Here is a 17,590-nt window from a genome sequence, read left to right as displayed (position 1 = left end):
ATGGCGTCGCCCCGCGCGACAGCCCCGGGTGTCGGCGGCGCTCGGGCGGTCCGGTGCTCCGGTGCCGTCGGCCACACCGTCCCCGGCGTTGGTGTGGATGCCGCCGGCCGCACTGTTTCCGGCCCGGGTGCGGTTGCTGCCGGGCCCGCTGTTTCCGTACCGGGTGTGGATGCCGCCGGCGCCGCTGTTTCCGGCCCAGGTGCGGCTGCCGCTGGCCGCGCTGTTTCCGGCCCGGATGCGGATGCCGCCAATCACGCTGCCCCCGCCCCGACTTCGGATGCCGCCGAGCGTCCCGCATCCGATCAGGGTTCCGCCACCGTCTGGAGTGTCGGTGCGGTCGCCGTCCTCTGCCTGGTGTTCGGCATCGTGCTGGGGCTGGGGGAGGCGGTGGTGGCGCGGCATCGGGCCGCCGGCGGTGCCGATCTGGCTGCGCTGGCGGCCGCGGACCACTGGTCCCGGGGAGGACCGGCGGCGTGTGCCGAGGCCGAACGGGTCGCGCGGGCCCAGCGTGCGCGCTTGGTGCGCTGCGTGCTGACCGGTCAGGTCTCGGACGTGTCGGCGGAGTCGGGCCGGGGGCCGTTCGCGGCGGAGGTCCGGGCACGGGCGGGCCCAGCGCTGCCGGCCGAGCACCAGCCGGTCGGGCCGCCGCCTGCCGCACCCCGCTCTACTGAACCCGTTCCTCAGCCTCCGCGCCCGTCTCCCCCTCCGCCTCGGCCGCCGCATCCGCTCCCCGCAGCAGCACCGTGAGGAGCCGCACCGCTCCCCGCTTGTGCAGCGGGTCGTTGCCGTTGCCGCACTTGGGGGACTGGATGCAGGACGGGCAGCCGGCGTCGCACTCGCAGGACGCGATGGCCTCCCGGGTGGCCGTGAGCCATGCGCGGGCCGTGTGGAAGGCGCGCTCGGCGAAGCCCGCGCCGCCGGGGTGGCCGTCGTACACGAAGACGGTGGGGAGCAGCGTGTCCGGGTGCAGGGGGACCGACACCCCGCCGATGTCCCAGCGGTCGCAGGTCGCGAACAGGGGCAGCATGCCGATGGACGCGTGCTCGGCGGCGTGCAGGGCGCCGCCGAGGATCTCGGGGTTGATCCGGGCCGCGTCGAGCTGGTCCTCGGTGACCGTCCACCACACCGCGCGCGTACGCAGCGTCCGGGGCGGGAGGTCCAGCTTCGTCTCGCCCAGGACCTCGCCGGTGATGAGGCGCCGGCGCAGGAAGGAGACGACTTGGTTGGTGACCTCCACGGAGCCGAAGCACAGGCGCCCGTCGCCCCAGGGGACCTCGACGTCGGTCTCCAGGACCGAGATCGCGGTCGTGTCGCGGGCGACCGTCGAGTACGCGGGCGTGGCCTGCTCGACCAGCGCGACGGAGTCCTCCAGGTCGAGCGAGCGGACGAGGTAGGTGCGCCCCTGGTGGAGGTGGACGGCCCCCTCGTGGACGGTCGTGTGGGCGGCACCGGCGTCCACCGTGCCCAGCAGCCGCCCCGTGCCGGCCTCGACGACCTGGACCGGACGCCCGCCCTCCCCGCGGATGTCCGTGAGGTCGGCCGCCCGCTCCCGGCGCGTCCAGTGCCAGGCCCGGGTCCGCCTGCGCAGCAGCTTCGCCGCCTCCAGCTGGGGCAGCAGTTCCCCGGTGGCCGGGCCGAAGAGGTCCAGGTCCTCCTCCGTCAGGGGCAGCTCGGCCGCCGCCGCGCACAGGTGGGGGGCGAGGACGTAGGGATTGTCGGGATCGAGGACGGTCGACTCGACGGGCTGGTCGAACAGCGCCTCCGGGTGGTGGACGAGGAAGGTGTCCAGCGGGTCGTCCCGGGCGACCAGCACCGCCAGGGCCCCCTGTCCGGCGCGGCCCGCCCGGCCCGCCTGCTGCCACAGGGACGCCCGCGTGCCCGGGTAGCCCGCGATCACCACCGCGTCGAGGCCGGAGATGTCGAGGCCGAGTTCGAGGGCGTTCGTGGCCGCGAGTCCGAGGAGTTCGCCGGAGTGCAGGGCGCGTTCGAGGGCGCGGCGCTCCTCGGGGAGGTAGCCGCCTCGGTACGCCGCGACACGCCGGGTCAGGGAGCGGTCCACCTCGGCGAGGCGCTCCTGGGCGATCACCGAGATCAGCTCTGCGCCGCGCCGGGAGCGGACGAAGGTGATCGACCGCATGCCCTGCACCGTGAGGTCGGTGAGCAGGTCGGCGGCCTCCGCGGTCGCCGCGCGGCGGACGGGGGCGCCCTTCTCGCCCTCCAGCTCGGTCAGCGGCGGCTCCCACAGGGCGAACACCAGTTCACCGCGCGGTGAGGCGTCGTCCGCGACCTCGACGACCGGGAGTCCGGTGAGCCGGCGGGCCGCCACCGACGGCTCGGCGGCGGTGGCGGAGGCGAGCAGGAACACGGGCGACGCGCCGTAGCGGGCGCACAGTCTGCGCAGCCGGCGCAGGACCTGGGCGACGTGCGAGCCGAAGACCCCGCGGTAGGTGTGGCACTCGTCGATGACGACGTACTTCAGCGCCTTCAGGAAGGAGGACCAGCGGGGGTGGGACGGCAGGATCCCGCGGTGCAGCATGTCCGGGTTGGTCAGCACGTAGGTGCCGTACTGGCGGATCCACTCGCGTTCCTCGAACGGTGTGTCGCCGTCGTACACGGCGGCGCGGACGGCCTTGCCCAGAGGTTGTGAAAGTTCCTTCACCGCACGGCACTGATCGGCCGCGAGCGCCTTGGTCGGCGCCAGGTACAGGGTGGTGGCGCCGCGGCCGTTGGAGGCCTCGGAGCCGTCGAGGAGCGTGGACAGCACGGGCACGAGGTAGGCCAGGGACTTGCCGGAGGCGGTGCCCGTGGCGACCACCACCGAGTCGCCGTCCAGCGCGTGCTCGGCGACGCGTGCCTGGTGGGCCCACGGATGCTCGATGCCCGCGGCCCGCACGGCGGCGAGGACCTCCGGACGAATCCGGTCCGGCCAGACTGCATGACGCCCCGCACGTGGGGGCAAGTGCTCCGTATGAGTGATGCGCGCAGCCCGGTTCGGTCCCGAGGCGAGCCGGTCCAGGACCATGCCTGGTTCCGGCCGGGAGCCGGGCTCCGCCGGGGGTCGATCGGGTCGGTGATTCTTGGCCATCGGCACCGAGTCTGACACTGGCGTGACGGACAATGGGACCAAGGCGTCGTGCACGCCTGCCGGTAAGTGATTGAATGCCATCGCGGCTGGCGAACCGTCCTGGGGGCTTCAAGCCGAGGTGTCCCGATGGACGACCGCTCGATAGCAAGGTGCTGGAGGATCCGTGGACCTGTCCCTGTCGACCCGTACCGTCGGCGATCGTACGGTCGTCGAGGTCGGTGGCGAAATTGACGTATACACCGCGCCCAAGCTGCGTGAGCAGCTGGTCGAGCTCGTGAACGACGGGAGTTTCCACCTCGTCGTCGACATGGAGGGCGTGGACTTCCTCGACTCCACGGGGCTCGGCGTGCTGGTCGGCGGACTGAAGCGGGTGCGCGCCCACGAGGGCTCGCTGCGCCTGGTCTGCAACCAGGAGCGCATTCTCAAGATCTTCCGTATCACCGGCCTCACCAAGGTGTTCCCGATTCACACCTCGGTCGAGGAAGCGGTGGCGGCCACCGACTGACGACCGGTCCCGGGCCCGCGGGCCCGGGACGCGAGAACGAGGGGGGTCCGGGCCGTCGCGGCCCGGACCCTCGAAAGCACGCCCGTAGTTCCGAGGGGGATGCATGGCCACCGTTGAACTCCGCTTCAGCGCGCTGCCCGAGCATGTCCGGACCGCCCGTCTGGTGGCGGCCGCGGTGGCACGCAGGGCCGGAGTGGACGAGGCCGTCCTCGACGAGGTCAGGCTCGCCGTCGGTGAGGCCTGCACGCGGGCCGTGGGCCTGCACCAGCACGTCGGCATCACCGCGCCGGTCAAGGTGTCGCTGATCGAGGAGGAGAAGCAGTTCTCCATCGAGGTCGGCGACGAGGCGCCGCACGCCGTCCCGGGAGACCGGGCGGCCGGCGCCGGAGCGGACGATGCGGAGGCCGAGGAGGACGAGATGGGCCTCGCGGTCATCAGCGGCCTCGTCGACGACGTGGAGGTCAAGGCCGACGAGGACGGCGGTCTGATCCGCATGACCTGGCCGACCGCCCCGGCGGTGCTGCCCCCGGTCTGACCGCTCCCGCGGCACCCCCCCGTATCACCCGAAGGGCCCCGTCTCGCGGGGCCCTTCGTCATGTGCGGATCTAGAGTGGTGCCGTGCCGTGCCGCGTGAATTCATTCACGATCAATGGCGCGGGAAAGGGATCACAACAGATCACAACGTGAATCCGGGAAGTTAATGCCGGAAGGGCATTACTACTTCCCCGGCCCTTGTGGTTGACAGGTCATTTCCTTTTGTCGTGCACTGTTTTGATCAGCTTTCGGTACCTACAATCCCGTCCACATCTTGAGCTCAGCCCAAGCGTCAAGGAGGACGAATGGCGGAGCTTTCCACCTCTCATCAGTTGGGCGACACCACGACCCTCGCGGCCGCCGTCCTGACCGACGGAAACCGTGTCCTGATCGCCGTCATCGCCGTCGTCGCGCTGGCCGCCCTGGTGCTGGCGGGGATCCTGGTGCGCCAGGTGCTCGCGGCGGGCGAGGGCACCGCGAGCATGAAGGAGATCGCGGCCGCCGTCCAGGAGGGCGCGAACGCCTATCTGGCCAGGCAGCTTCGCACGCTCGGCGTATTCGCCGTGGTCGTGTTCTTTCTGCTCATGCTGCTGCCCGCGGACGACTGGAATCAACGAGCCGGGCGGTCGATCTTCTTCCTGATCGGCGCGGCGTTCTCGGCGGCCACCGGCTATATCGGCATGTGGCTCGCCGTGCGCAGCAATGTGCGCGTGGCCGCGGCGGCGCGGGAGGCGACGCCGGCGCCGGGCGAACCGGAAAAGGATCTCACTCTCGTCTCGCACAAGGCGACGAAGATCGCTTTTCGCACCGGCGGCGTGGTCGGCATGTTCACGGTGGGGCTCGGCCTGCTGGGAGCCTGCTGCGTGGTGCTGGTGTACGCGGCCGACGCGCCGAAGGTCCTGGAGGGCTTCGGCCTCGGCGCCGCGCTGATCGCGATGTTCATGCGGGTCGGCGGCGGCATCTTCACCAAGGCCGCCGACGTCGGCGCCGACCTGGTCGGCAAGGTCGAACAGGGCATCCCGGAGGACGATCCGCGCAACGCCGCGACCATCGCCGACAACGTGGGCGACAACGTCGGCGACTGCGCGGGCATGGCCGCCGACCTCTTCGAGTCGTACGCCGTCACCCTGGTGGCCGCACTGATCCTCGGCAAGGTGGCCTTCGGCGACTCCGGGCTGGCGTTCCCGCTGCTGGTCCCGGCGATCGGTGTGATCACCGCCATGATCGGCATCTTCGCGGTGGCGCCCCGGCGGTCCGACCGCAGCGGCATGAGCGCGATCAACCGGGGCTTCTTCATCTCCGCGGTGATCTCGCTCGTCCTGGTCGCGGTGGCCGTCTTCGTCTACCTGCCCGGGAAGTACTCCGAGCTGGACGGCGTCACCGACGCGGCCATCGCGGGCAAGAGCGGCGACCCGCGGATCCTCGCGCTGGTCGCGGTGGCCATCGGCATCGTGCTCGCCGCGCTGATCCAGCAGCTCACCGGCTACTTCACCGAGACCACCCGGCGCCCCGTCAAGGACATCGGCAAGACCTCGCTCACCGGTCCCGCCACCGTCGTCCTCGCGGGCATCTCGCTCGGCCTCGAATCCGCCGTCTACACCGCCCTGTTGATCGGCCTCGGCGTCTACGGGGCCTTCCTGCTCGGCGGCGCCTCGATCATGCTCGCGCTGTTCGCGGTGGCGCTGGCCGGCACCGGTCTGCTCACCACGGTCGGTGTGATCGTCGCCATGGACACCTTCGGCCCGGTCTCCGACAACGCGCAGGGCATCGCGGAGATGTCCGGCGACGTCGAGGGCGCCGGCGCCCAGGTGCTCACCGACCTGGACGCCGTCGGCAACACGACCAAGGCCATCACCAAGGGCATCGCCATCGCCACCGCCGTCCTGGCGGCGGCGGCCCTCTTCGGGTCGTACCGCGACGCCATCACCAGCGGCGCCGCCGACGTGGGCGAGAAACTCAGCGGTGAGGGCGCGCCGATGAGTCTGATGATGGACATCTCGCAGCCGAACAACCTCGTCGGGCTGATCGCCGGCGCCGCGGTCGTCTTCCTCTTCTCCGGGCTGGCGATCAACGCGGTGTCGCGGTCGGCGGGCGCGGTGGTCTACGAGGTGCGCCGGCAGTTCCGGGAGCGCCCCGGGATCATGGACTACAGCGAGAAACCGCAGTACGGCAAGGTCGTCGACATCTGCACCAGGGACGCCCTGCGGGAGCTGGCCACGCCCGGACTGCTCGCCGTGCTGGCGCCGATCTTCATCGGGTTCACGCTCGGCGTCGGCGCGCTCGGCGCGTTCCTCGCGGGCGCCATCGGCGCGGGCACGCTGATGGCGGTGTTCCTCGCCAACTCCGGAGGCTCCTGGGACAACGCCAAGAAGCTCGTCGAGGACGGCCACCACGGCGGCAAGGGCAGTGAGGCGCACGCGGCCACCGTGATCGGCGACACGGTCGGCGACCCGTTCAAGGACACCGCGGGGCCGGCGATCAACCCGCTGCTGAAGGTCATGAACCTGGTGGCGCTGCTCATCGCGCCCGCCGTCATCAAGTTCTCCTACGGCCCCGACGAGAGCATCGGCGTGCGGGTGCTGATCGCGGTCCTCGCGTTCCTCGTCATCGCGGGCGCGGTCTACGTGTCCAAGCGGCGCGGGATCGCCATGGGTGACGAAGACAACGCCGGGCACGAGCCCAAGTCGGCCGACCCGGCGGTGGTTTCGTAGCGGGCGGCGCGCGGTCCTCGTAGGAGGCGCAGCTCAAGGGACGGGCGGACGGCGCGTGTTGAGGCGCCGTCCGCCCGCTTCGTGCCCGCGCGCTCCCTTCACCGTGACCCTTCTCTCTCTTGGTGCAAATGGCTTCAATACGGTCTTAACGGATGTTCGTCCGGCGGATGTAGGCCATCCGGCGTGTATGTTCCGGGGCCGAGAGCCATGGAAGGGACCAAACCGGTGAACAAGAAGCTCGCGGTCGCACTGTCCGGCGGTGCGGTACTGGCACTGGCGCTGACGGGATGCGGGGGCAGCGACGACAACGAGAAGCTGAACTCCTGGGCGAAGGACGTCTGCGAAGGAGTGCAGCCGCAGGCCAAGAAGATCGAGGCGGCCAACGCGGCGATCCAGAAGGAGACCGCGGACAACAGCACGCCGGCGGAGGTCCAGAAGACCGACGCGAAGGCGTTCCAGGACATGTCCGACGCCTACAAGGCGATGGGCGCCACCGTCCAGAAGGCCGGCGCCCCGGACGTCGAGGACGGCGAGAAGAAGCAGAAGGACGCCGTCACCGAACTCAACGGCCTCTCCACCTCCTACGCCTCCCTCCGGAAGCAGGTGGAGGACCTCGACACCAAGGACCAGGCGAAGTTCGCCGACGGCCTCAAGGACATCGCCACCGAGCTGAACAAGCTCAGCAAGAGCGGCAACGACGCGCTGAAGACCCTGGAGGAGGGGGAGGTCGGCCAGGCGATGGGCAAGCAGGAGAGCTGCAAGGCGGCCTCGGTCACGCCGTCGTCCACGAGCGGCTGACCCGGCCCACCCGGACACGGGGCGGGGGGCCGGACGCGGGGCCACAATGGGGGATGTGAGTAACCCCAGCCTGTCCCCCCTGCCCTCCGCCGACCGCCCCGACGTCACCACCCGGCTGCGCGACGCCCTGCTCGGCGCCTCCTTCACCGCCGACGGACTGCTGGAGCTGCTCGGCGCCCCCGCCTACGCGGCGCTGTCGCGCAGCGAGACGGTGCCCGCGCTCCGGGCCACCCGCGGCGACACGCCGCTCGAAGTGCTCGTGCGGCTCTTCCTGCTCCAGCAACCCGTGCCCCACGCGCGCGTGACGGACGTTCTGCCCGTCGACGCCTGCCTGGAGACCGGCTGGCTGGTCCGGGCGGACGACGAGGTGGCGGCCACCGTGGATGTGCGGCCCTACGGCGGGCCCGGCGGCGAGGACTGGTTCATCGTCTCCGACCTGGGCTGCGCGGTCGGCGGCGCCGGCGGCATCGGCAACCACGCCGAGGGCGTCGTGCTCGGCGTCGGCGGCGCCTCCACGACCCTCGCGGGCCTCACCGTGCGCACACCCGTCTCCGCCGCCCTCGACCTCGGCACCGGCTCCGGCATCCAGGCGCTGCACGCCGCCGCGCACGCCACGCGCGTGACGGCGACCGACGTCAACCCGCGCGCCCTGCACATCACCGCCCTCACGCTCGCCCTCTCCGGGGCCCCCGCCGCCGACCTGCGCGAGGGGTCCCTGTACGAGCCGGTCGCCGAGGACGACGCGTACGACCTGATCGTCTCCAACCCGCCCTTCGTGATCTCGCCCGGCGCCCGCCTCACCTACCGCGACGGCGGCATGGGCGGGGACGATCTGTGCCGCCGGCTCGTTCAGGAGACGGGGGAGCGCCTGAACCCGGGCGGGTTCGCGCACTTCCTCGCCAACTGGCAGCACGTGGAGGGGGAGGAGTGGACGGACCGGCTGCGCTCCTGGGTGCCGCGCGGCTGCGACGCCTGGATCGTGCAGCGCGAGGTGCAGGACGTCACGCAGTACGCCGAGCTGTGGCTCAGGGACGCGGGCGACCACCGAGGTGACCCGGCCGAGTACCAGGCGCGGTACGACGCGTGGCTGGACGAGTTCGAGGCGCGCAAGGTCAGGGCCGTCGGCTTCGGCTGGATCACGCTGCGGCGGACCGGCGCCGCGGAGCCCTCGGTCGTCGCCGAGGAGTGGCCGCACCCGGTCGAGCAGCCGCTCGGCGAGACCGTGCGCGCCCACTTCGACCGCGTCGACTACCTCCGCGCCCACGACGACGCCGCCCTCCTCGAAGCGCACTTCACGCTGGCCGGCGAGGTCGTCCAGGAGCAGGTCGGGCTGCCCGGCGCCGAGGACCCCGAGCACGTCGTCCTGCGCCAGAACCGCGGTATGCGCCGGGCCACCCGGGTCGACACGGTGGGCGCGGGCTTCGCGGGTGTCTGCGACGGCACCATGAGCGCCGGCCGCATCCTGGACGCCATCGCCCAGCTGGTCGGCGAGGACCCGGTGGCGCTGCGGGACCGCACGCCCGCCCAGATCCGGCTGCTGGTGGAGCAGGGCTTCCTCGAACCGGCGTAGCGGGAACGCCCGCCCAGACCGCCGCTCGAAGGGCCGCAGGCCGGGCGGCGCACCCCGCCGGCCGGCGCGGAGAACGAGCCACCGGTGGCGGGACGGCCGCCCGTCGGCCCCGCGTTCACCTCGGGTTCGCCTGCCCGCCGCCCGCGCGTGACAGCGTCCCGGATGCTGCACACGCGCGGGCTGGAGAAAAGGGGCACGGGGCCATGGAGAGCGGACCGGCGATCTTCGCGGGACTGGTGTTCGCCCTGTTCGGGGCGGGTCTGCTGGTGTGGACCACGACGCGGGTGCGGCACGGCCGGCCCGTCGCGCACGGTGTGAGCCCCGTCGCATCGGCCACCGTCGCGAGCGTCGCCGGCGTGGTCGCGCTGCTCCTCGGGGCCTGGTGCCTGACGCACGTCTGAGAGGCCGGTTCCGGCCCCCTGCCGCGTCCTCCGCCGAGTAATCGGGGGATCGCGCTCCGGATACCCGGATCGGGGCCGGTGACCACTCCGGGCGGCAGGAACCGGGTTCGTCGGGTTACCGTTCGAGTGGCCGTTGCGGGCTTTTCCCGTTTGACACGGGGGCGGGAGGTACCGTCACACTCCGCAGCGTCACGACCGAAACGCAGTACGACCCGACCCCGGGGACCACGGCCCGGGGAGGCCCAGCGTCGACCGGAGAGAAGAGCGAAGTTGTCCCCGACCAGCGAGACCGCGAACGGCGGCCGCCGACTCGTCATCGTCGAGTCGCCTGCCAAGGCGAAGACGATCAAGGGCTATCTCGGCCCTGGTTACGTCGTCGAGGCGAGCGTCGGGCACATTCGCGACCTTCCCAGCGGCGCCGCCGAGGTGCCGGAGAAGTACACCGGCGAGGTCCGCCGCCTCGGTGTGGACGTCGAACACGACTTCCAGCCGATCTATGTGGTCAACGCCGACAAGAAGGCGCAGGTCAGGAAGCTCAAGGACCTCCTGAAGGACTCCGACGAACTCTTCCTCGCCACCGATGAGGACCGCGAGGGCGAGGCCATCGCCTGGCACCTGCAGGAAGTCCTCAAGCCGAAGATCCCGGTCAAGCGCATGGTGTTCCACGAGATCACCAAGGACGCCATCCGGGCCGCCGTGGCCAACCCGCGCCAGCTCAACCAGAAGCTGGTCGACGCCCAGGAGACCCGCCGCATCCTCGACCGCCTCTACGGCTACGAGGTCTCGCCGGTCCTGTGGAAGAAGGTCATGCCGAAGCTGTCGGCGGGCCGCGTCCAGTCCGTCGCCACCCGCCTCGTCGTCGAGCGGGAGCGCGAGCGCATCGCGTTCCGCTCCGCCGAGTACTGGGACCTCACCGGTACCTTCGCGACCGGCCGCGCGGGCGACGCCTCCGACCCGTCGTCGCTGGTCGCACGCCTCCAGACGGTCGACGGTCGGCGTGTCGCCCAGGGCCGAGACTTCGACTCCCTGGGGCAGCTCAAGAGCGCCAACACCCTCCACCTCGACGAGGCGAACGCCCGCGCGCTCGCCGCCGCGCTGGAGGACACCCGGTTCTCCGTCCGCTCCGTCGAGTCCAAGCCGTACCGCCGCTCGCCGTACGCCCCGTTCCGTACGACGACGCTCCAGCAGGAGGCGAGCCGCAAGCTCGGCTTCGGCGCCAAGGCGACCATGCAGATCGCCCAGAAGCTGTACGAGAACGGCTACATCACCTACATGCGTACGGACTCGACGACCCTGAGCGACACGGCGGTCTCCGCCGCCCGCGCCCAGGTGACGCAGCTGTACGGCGCCGACTACCTGCCGCCCCAGCCGCGGACGTACGCCGGCAAGGTCAAGAACGCCCAGGAGGCGCACGAGGCGATCCGCCCGTCGGGTGATCGTTTCCGCACGCCCGCCGAGACCGGGCTGACCGGCGACCAGTTCAAGCTCTACGAGCTGATCTGGAAGCGGACCGTCGCCTCCCAGATGAAGGACGCGACCGGCAACAGCGTCACCGTGAAGATCGGCGGCGCCGCCTCCGACGGCCGCGACGTCGAGTTCAGCGCCTCCGGCAAGACCATCACCTTCCACGGCTTCCTCAAGGCCTACGTCGAGGGCGCCGACGACCCGAACGCCGAGCTGGACGACCGCGAGCGCCGGCTGCCGCAGGTCTCCGAGGGCGACGCGCTGACGGCCGAGCAGATCACGGTCGACGGCCACGCCACCAAGCCCCCGGCCCGCTACACCGAGGCGTCGCTGGTCAAGGAGCTGGAGGAGCGCGAGATCGGCCGCCCGTCGACGTACGCGTCGATCATCGGCACCATCCTGGACCGCGGGTACGTCTTCAAGAAGGGCACGGCACTCGTCCCGTCCTTCCTCTCCTTCGCCGTGGTCAACCTCCTGGAGAAGCACTTCGGGCGGCTCGTCGACTACGACTTCACCGCCAAGATGGAGGACGACCTCGACGCCATCGCCCGCGGCGAGGCCCAGTCGGTGCCGTGGCTGCGGCGCTTCTACTTCGGCGAGGGCACCGGGACCGGCGGCGCGGCCGAGGCCGGCAACGGCGACGGCGACCACCTCGGCGGCCTCAAGGAACTCGTCACCGACCTCGGCGCCATCGACGCCCGAGAGGTGTCGTCCTTCCCCGTCGGCAACGACATCAAGCTGCGCGTGGGCCGCTACGGCCCCTACGTCGAGCGCGGCGAGAAGGACGCCGAGAACCACCAGCGCGCCGACGTCCCCGACGACCTGGCCCCCGACGAGCTGTCCGTCGAGCTGGCGGAGGAACTGCTCGCCAAGCCGAGCGGCGACTTCGAGCTGGGCACCGACCCGGCCACCGGCCACACCATCGTCGCCAAGGACGGCCGCTACGGCCCCTACGTCACCGAGGTGCTCCCCGAGGGCACCCCGAAGACCGGCAAGAACGCCGTGAAGCCGCGGACGGCCTCGCTGTTCAAGACGATGGCGCTGGACACCGTCACGCTGGACGACGCCCTGAAGCTCATGTCGCTGCCGCGCGTCGTCGGCGCCGACGCCGAGGGCGTCGAGATCACCGCGCAGAACGGCCGCTACGGCCCGTACCTGAAGAAGGGCACCGACTCGCGGTCCCTCCAGGCGGAGGAGCAGCTCTTCACGATCACGCTGGAGGAGGCGCTGGCGATCTACGCCCAGCCCAAGCAGCGTGGCCGGGCCGCCGCCAAGCCGCCGCTGAAGGAGCTGGGCACCGACCCGGTCAGCGAGAAGCCGGTCGTGGTCAAGGACGGCCGCTTCGGCCCGTACGTCACCGACGGCGAGACCAACGCGACCCTGCGCTCCGGCGACAGCGTCGAGGAGATCACGCCGGAGCGCGGTTACGAACTGCTCGCCGAGAAGCGCGCCAAGGGGCCTGCCAAGAAGACGGCGAAGAAGGCCACCAAGAAGACGGCCGCCAAGAAGGCCCCGGCCAAGAAGACGGCCGCCAAGAAGACGACGGCGGCGAAGACGACGGCGGCCAAGAAGACCACCGCCGCCAAGAGCACCGCGAAGAAGACGGCCACGAAGACCGCCGCCAAGTCGGCCGCCGAGAAGGCGACCGCCGCACCGGCGTCGGAGGACTGAGCCCCGCTCAGGAGCCGGGCGCGGCCCCGGAGCCGACCGGTTCGGGCCACGCCCACCTTCGCAAAACGAACGCCCCGGCATCTTTCGGATGCCGGGGCGCTCGCAGGTCGGGCCGGGCATGCCGGACTGTCGGCGGCGACCGATAGGCTGAACGCATGACGCGAGCCGAGCAGCCAACGGCCCCTCACCCCGCCCCGGACGACGCACTCGTCGCGGACTCCCGCGAGCGCGCCGTCCGCGCCCTGCTGCGCCGTCCGCAGCTGCGGCGCTTGTGGAGCGCACAGCTCGTGGGGGGTGTCGGCGACATCCTCGCCCTGCTGGTGCTGGTCCTCCTCGCCGTCCAGGCCGCGATCGGCGCGGGCTCTTTCGGCGGGGGCTACCGGGGCGTGGCGTTCGCAGTGGCGACCGTCTTCGGTGTCCGGATTCTGGCGACGCTGCTCTTCGGCGCCGTCCTGCTCGGACCCCTCACCTCGCTCACCTCGCAGGACGGCCCGCTCGACCGCCGCTGGACCATGGTCGGCGCCGACGGGCTGCGCGCCGCGCTGCTGATCGTCGCCCCCCTGTGGATCGACTGGACACCGGACGACGCCCTCGCCGTCCTCCTGGTGACCGCCTTCGTGACCGGCGTCGCCGAGCGCTTCTGGACGGTGTGCCGCGAGAGCGCGGCCCCCGCCCTGCTCCCGGAGCCGCCCCCGGAGGGTGCCGCGGTGCGGCCGCTTCCCGACCACATGGACGCGCTGCGCCGCCTGTCGCTGCGTACGGGCTTCGTCGCGATCCCCCTGGCCGGCCTGGTCCTGGTCGTCGCCGGGCTCGTCAACAACCTGCTGGGCGCCGGCATCGACTGGTTCGCCGGACACCAGGCGGCGCTCGCCTCCTACGTCGCGGCCGGACTCTTCGCCGCCTCCCTGTCCGTGGTGACCTTCCTGGAGCTGCCCGGCGTCCGCACCCCCCGCGCGCGCTCGCCGCTGGAGGGCCTGCGCCGTCCGAAGAGCGGCACCGGCGCCGACAAGGGCCGCACCGGCGTCCTGCCCCTGCTGGTGCTCGCCTGCGGCGCGGTCGCCGCCGTCGTGGCCGCCGCGGTCGCCGTCGCGGTGCTGCACGCCAAGGACCTGGGCGGCGGCCCGGTGCTCTTCGGGCTGATGGTGGCCGCCCTCACCGGCGGAGTCGTCGTCGGCATCCGCACGGCCCCGGCCCTGCTGCCCTCCCTGTCCCGCCGGCGCCTGCTGGCGCTGGCCATCGCCTTCGCCGGCGTCGCCCTGCTCGCCGCCGGGCTGGTCCCGGACGACACCACCGTGCTGCTGCTCCTCGCGCTGGCCGGTGCCGGCGCGGGCGTCTCCGCCAACACGGGGCACGCGCTGATCGACCAGGAGACCGAGGACGCCCGCCGGGCACGGACGACCGAGCACCTGCACGCGGTCGTCCGGGTCTGCGTGGCCCTCGGCGCGGTCGTCGCGCCCGTGGTCGCCGCGGCGATCGGCCCGCACCGGCTGGAGAACGGCAAGTTCGTCTTCGCGCACGGCGGCGCCGCCTTCGTCCTGATGCTGGTCGGCGCGCTGCTGCTGCCGGTGGCCGCGCTGGTGCTGGCCAAGGTCGACGACCGGTCCGGCGTCCCGCTGCGGCACGACCTGCGGGACGCGCTGCTCGGCGGCGACGACCCGGTTCCGGCGCCCGCGGCGGGCGGCTTCTTCATCGCCCTGGAGGGCGGTGACGGCGCCGGCAAGTCCACCCAGGCCGAGGCGCTCGCCGAGTGGATCCGGGGCAAGGGGCACGAGGTGGTGCTCACGCGCGAGCCGGGAGCCACCCCGGTGGGCAAGCGCCTGCGCTCCATCCTGCTCGACGTCTCCAGCGCCGGCCTGTCGCACCGCGCGGAGGCGCTGCTGTACGCCGCCGACCGCGCGGAGCACGTCGACACCGTGGTCCGGCCCGCGCTGGAACGCGGCGCCGTGGTCATCTCCGACCGCTACATCGACTCCTCGGTCGCCTACCAGGGCGCCGGCCGCGACCTGTCGCCGACCGAGATCGCCCGCATCAACCGCTGGGCCACCAACGGCCTCGTACCGAACCTGACCGTCCTGCTGGACGTCTCCCCGGAGGCCGCCCGCGAGCGGTTCACCGAGGCGCCGGACCGGCTGGAGTCGGAGCCCGCCGAGTTCCACGCGCGCGTGCGCTCCGGTTTCCTCACCCTGGCCGCGGCCGACCCCGGGCGCTACCTCGTCGTCGACGCGGGCCAGGAGCCCGAGGCCGTCGGCAGCGTCGTACGCCACCGGCTCGACCAGGTGCTGCCGCTGTCCGAGGCCGAGATCCAGGCCCGGGAGGAGGCGCGCCGCAAGGCCGAGGAGGAAGCCCGCCGCAAGGCCGAGGAGGAGGCCGCCCGCAAGGCCGAGGAGGAGCGCCTGGAGCGCGAGCGCCTCGAGCAGCTGGAGCGGCTGCGCGCCGAGGAGGAGGAGCGCAAGCGGCGCGAGCTGGAGGAGGCGCAGCGGCGCGAGGCCGAGCGGCAGGCCGAGGAGGCCCGGCTGCGGGCCGAGGAAGCCAGCCGGAAGGCCGAGGAGGAGCGGGTCCGGCTCCTCGCCGAGGAGAAGGCGCGCGCCGAGGAGGAGGCGCGGCTGCGGGCCGAGGAGGAGCGCCGCCGCAAGCAGGCCGAGGAGGAGGCGCGGCTGCACGCCGAGGCCGAGGAGCGGCGCCTGGAGAAGCAGCGCAAGGCCGAGGAGGCCCTGCTGCGGGCCGAGGAGGCGCGTCGTGCCGCGGAGGCGGCCGCCGCCGCTGCCGCGGCGGGCCCGAGGACGTCGGCGCCGCCCGCGGCGGACGCCCCCCGGCCGAAGCGGACCGCGGCCCCCCAGGACGCGGCGACCGTGCCGACGCCGGTCGTGACCCCGACGAACGCCTCCGGCGGGCCCGTGGAGGACACGGCCGTCCTGCGGCCGGTGCGCGACGACGCCGACGGGGCCGCCCCGGACGGGGCCCGCGACGACCGCGCGTCCGGGGCCCGGGAGTCCGAGGCCGAGGTGACGGCCGAGCTGCCCAAGCCGCCCGAGCCCGACGGTTCGGCCGCCGAGACGACGGTGCTGCCGGCGGTGGAGCCGCGGGACGGCGACGAGACCACGGTGCTGCCCGCGGTGGAGCCGCGCGCGGCCGACGAGACGGCGGTCCTGCCGCCGGTGACGCCGGGTGCCCCCGACGAGACGGCCGTGCTGCCCCCCGTGCGCGACGACGATCCCGCGGACCGGGTCCCGCCGGGCTACTTCCGGGAGGACGGCGCCGGCGAGGGTGCCGCCGACCGCGGCCCGGAGCCCCAGGACCGTACGCGCGAACTGCCCCGGATCGACCCGGACCAGGCACCGCCGCGCCGGCGCCGCTCCGACTGGGCCGAGGAGACGCCGCTCGACGACCTGCCCAGCCTGGCGGACGAACTGCTCGGCCCGCACGACGACGAGGACGGCCGCGACGACGCGGCTCGTCGTGGCGACGAGGGCCGCGGTGACGACGGCGGCCGCCGGGGCAGGGGCCGGGGACGACGCTGAGCGCCGGGCCCCGGCCGGGGCCCGCTGTCAGTGCCGCCCCGCACAATGGAAGCCGCGACGCGGGACGGATGCGGCGCGTGCGACGGCGGAACGTGACGGAAGGGCGGCACGACCCATGACCGTGTGGGACGACCTGGTCGGGCAGGAGAAGGTGAGCGAGCAGCTCGCCGCCGCTGCCCGGGACGCCGACGCCCTCGTCACCGCGGCGGCCTCCGAGGGCCCGCTGCCGGAGGCGTCGAGCATGACGCACGCGTGGCTGTTCACCGGACCGCCCGGCGCGGGGGTGACCCGGACAGCGCGCGCCTTCGCCGCCGCCCTCCAGTGCGTGAGCCCCGACCGCGCGCTCGGCGGGGTCCCCGGCTGCGGCTTCTGCGACGGCTGCCACACCGCGCTCCTCGGCACCCACGCCGACGTCAGCACGGTGACCGCCGTGGGCGCCGAGATCCTCGTCAAGGACATGCGGGACACGGTCCGCAAGTCGTTCACCTCACCGGCCAACGGCCGCTGGCAGATCATCCTGGTCGAGGACGCCGAGCGGCTCAACGAGAAGTCGGCCAACGCCGTCCTCAAGGCCGTCGAGGAGCCCGCCCCCCGGACCGTGTGGATGCTGTGCGCCCCGTCCATCGAGGACGTGCTGCCCACCATCCGCTCCCGCTGCCGCCACCTGAACCTGCGCACGCCGTCGGTGGACGCCGTCGCCGACATGCTCGTCCGCCGCGAGGGCATCGAGCCGCCGGTCGCCGCCGCCGCGGCCCGCGCCACCCAGGGCCACGTGGACCGGGCCCGCCGCCTGGCCACCGACCGGGCCGCCCGGGAGCGCCGGGCCGCCGTGCTGAAGCTGCCCCTGCGGGTCGAGGACGTCGGCGGCGCGCTCAGGGCCGCGCAGGAGCTGGTCGACGCTGCGGCCGAGGACGCCAAGCAACTCGCCGAGGACATGGACGGCAAGGAGGCCGAGGAGCTGAAGGCGGCCCTCGGAGCGGCCCAGGGCGGCAGACTCCCGCGCGGCACGGCCGGCGTGATGAAGGAGCTGGAGGACAAGCAGAAGCGCCGCCGGACGCGTACGCAGCGCGACAGCCTCGACCTCGCCCTGACCGACCTCACCACCTTCTACCGCGACGTCCTCGCCCTCCAGCTCGGCTCCCGCGTGGCGATCGCCAACGCCGACGCGCAGGACGCCCTCGACCGGCTGGCCCACGGCAGCTCGCCCGAGGCGACCCTCCGCCGCATCGAGGCCATCGCCGCCTGCGGTGACGCCCTCGACCGCAACGTGCCGCCGCTGCTGGCGGTGGAGGCGATGACGATGGCGCTCAGAGCGGGCTGAGCCGCGCGCCGT

General features: G+C 73.0%; 11 protein-coding genes. 10 read left to right on the top strand and 1 reads right to left on the bottom strand.

Going from position 1 to position 17,590, the window contains the following annotated elements:
• Window positions 1-747, top strand: a complete 747-nt coding sequence (locus IE108_RS35290) for an Rv3654c family TadE-like protein (RefSeq protein ID WP_373296884.1) — start codon at window positions 1-3, stop codon at window positions 745-747.
• Here the strand turns inward: IE108_RS35290 and sftH are convergent.
• Window positions 665-3,166 carry a DEAD/DEAH box helicase gene (sftH, locus tag IE108_RS00540; protein ID WP_079163607.1) on the bottom strand — a complete coding sequence of 834 codons (2,502 nt, stop codon included), beginning with the start codon at window positions 3,164-3,166 and terminating at the stop codon, window positions 665-667. The genes IE108_RS35290 and sftH overlap by 83 nt on opposite strands.
• A gap of 82 nt (window positions 3,167-3,248) precedes the next feature.
• Here sftH and bldG point away from each other — a divergent pair, with 82 nt between their 5' ends.
• From bldG to IE108_RS00495, 9 genes are all read left to right on the top strand, one after another.
• Window positions 3,249-3,590, top strand: a complete 342-nt coding sequence (bldG, locus tag IE108_RS00535; RefSeq protein ID WP_003975386.1) for an anti-sigma factor antagonist BldG — start codon at window positions 3,249-3,251, stop codon at window positions 3,588-3,590.
• A 103-nt stretch (window positions 3,591-3,693) separates the two neighbouring features.
• Window positions 3,694-4,125, top strand: coding sequence for an ATP-binding protein (locus tag IE108_RS00530; RefSeq protein ID WP_064729065.1), 432 nt, complete (start codon window positions 3,694-3,696; stop codon window positions 4,123-4,125).
• A 304-nt stretch (window positions 4,126-4,429) separates the two neighbouring features.
• Window positions 4,430-6,835, top strand: coding sequence for a sodium-translocating pyrophosphatase (locus IE108_RS00525; protein WP_064729066.1), 2,406 nt, complete (start codon window positions 4,430-4,432; stop codon window positions 6,833-6,835).
• A gap of 207 nt (window positions 6,836-7,042) precedes the next feature.
• Window positions 7,043-7,633 carry a hypothetical protein gene (locus IE108_RS00520; RefSeq protein ID WP_064729067.1) on the top strand — a complete coding sequence of 197 codons (591 nt, stop codon included), beginning with the start codon at window positions 7,043-7,045 and terminating at the stop codon, window positions 7,631-7,633.
• Between the two features lie 46 nt (window positions 7,634-7,679).
• The gene (locus IE108_RS00515; protein WP_189397550.1) at window positions 7,680-9,203 is read left to right on the top strand and encodes a DUF7059 domain-containing protein; all 1,524 of its coding nucleotides are present in this window, start codon (window positions 7,680-7,682) and stop codon (window positions 9,201-9,203) included.
• A gap of 203 nt (window positions 9,204-9,406) precedes the next feature.
• Entirely contained in the window at window positions 9,407-9,604 is a 198-nt protein-coding gene (locus IE108_RS00510; protein ID WP_064729069.1) for a hypothetical protein, read from the top strand.
• A gap of 270 nt (window positions 9,605-9,874) precedes the next feature.
• Window positions 9,875-12,739 carry a type I DNA topoisomerase gene (gene topA, locus IE108_RS00505; RefSeq protein WP_064729070.1) on the top strand — a complete coding sequence of 955 codons (2,865 nt, stop codon included), beginning with the start codon at window positions 9,875-9,877 and terminating at the stop codon, window positions 12,737-12,739.
• A gap of 155 nt (window positions 12,740-12,894) precedes the next feature.
• A complete protein-coding gene (tmk, locus tag IE108_RS00500) occupies window positions 12,895-16,257 on the top strand; it encodes a dTMP kinase (RefSeq protein ID WP_064729071.1) in 3,363 nt (1,120 codons plus the stop codon).
• 115 nt (window positions 16,258-16,372) lie between these two features.
• Entirely contained in the window at window positions 16,373-17,578 is a 1,206-nt protein-coding gene (locus tag IE108_RS00495; protein ID WP_064729072.1) for a DNA polymerase III subunit delta', read from the top strand.
• Window positions 17,579-17,590 lie beyond the last annotated feature (12 nt).

This window comes from Streptomyces parvulus (assembly GCF_014648855.1).
Taxonomy (GTDB): domain Bacteria; phylum Actinomycetota; class Actinomycetes; order Streptomycetales; family Streptomycetaceae; genus Streptomyces; species Streptomyces parvulus.
This window is presented reverse-complemented; position numbering and strand designations above follow the sequence as displayed.

Excerpts from the sequence above, each read along its gene's own strand:
- IE108_RS35290 (WP_373296884.1), top strand. The coding sequence starts at position 1 with ATGGCGTCGCCCCGCGCGACAGCCCCGGGTGTCGGCGGCGCTCGGGCG.
- IE108_RS00525 (WP_064729066.1), top strand. The coding sequence starts at position 4,430 with ATGGCGGAGCTTTCCACCTCTCATCAGTTGGGCGACACCACGACCCTC.
- IE108_RS00530 (WP_064729065.1), top strand. The coding sequence starts at position 3,694 with ATGGCCACCGTTGAACTCCGCTTCAGCGCGCTGCCCGAGCATGTCCGG.
- tmk (WP_064729071.1), top strand. The coding sequence starts at position 12,895 with ATGACGCGAGCCGAGCAGCCAACGGCCCCTCACCCCGCCCCGGACGAC.
- IE108_RS00495 (WP_064729072.1), top strand. The coding sequence starts at position 16,373 with ATGACCGTGTGGGACGACCTGGTCGGGCAGGAGAAGGTGAGCGAGCAG.
- IE108_RS00515 (WP_189397550.1), top strand. The coding sequence starts at position 7,680 with ATGGGGGATGTGAGTAACCCCAGCCTGTCCCCCCTGCCCTCCGCCGAC.
- IE108_RS00510 (WP_064729069.1), top strand. The coding sequence starts at position 9,407 with ATGGAGAGCGGACCGGCGATCTTCGCGGGACTGGTGTTCGCCCTGTTC.
- sftH (WP_079163607.1), bottom strand. The coding sequence starts at position 3,166 with ATGGCATTCAATCACTTACCGGCAGGCGTGCACGACGCCTTGGTCCCA.
- IE108_RS00520 (WP_064729067.1), top strand. The coding sequence starts at position 7,043 with ATGGAAGGGACCAAACCGGTGAACAAGAAGCTCGCGGTCGCACTGTCC.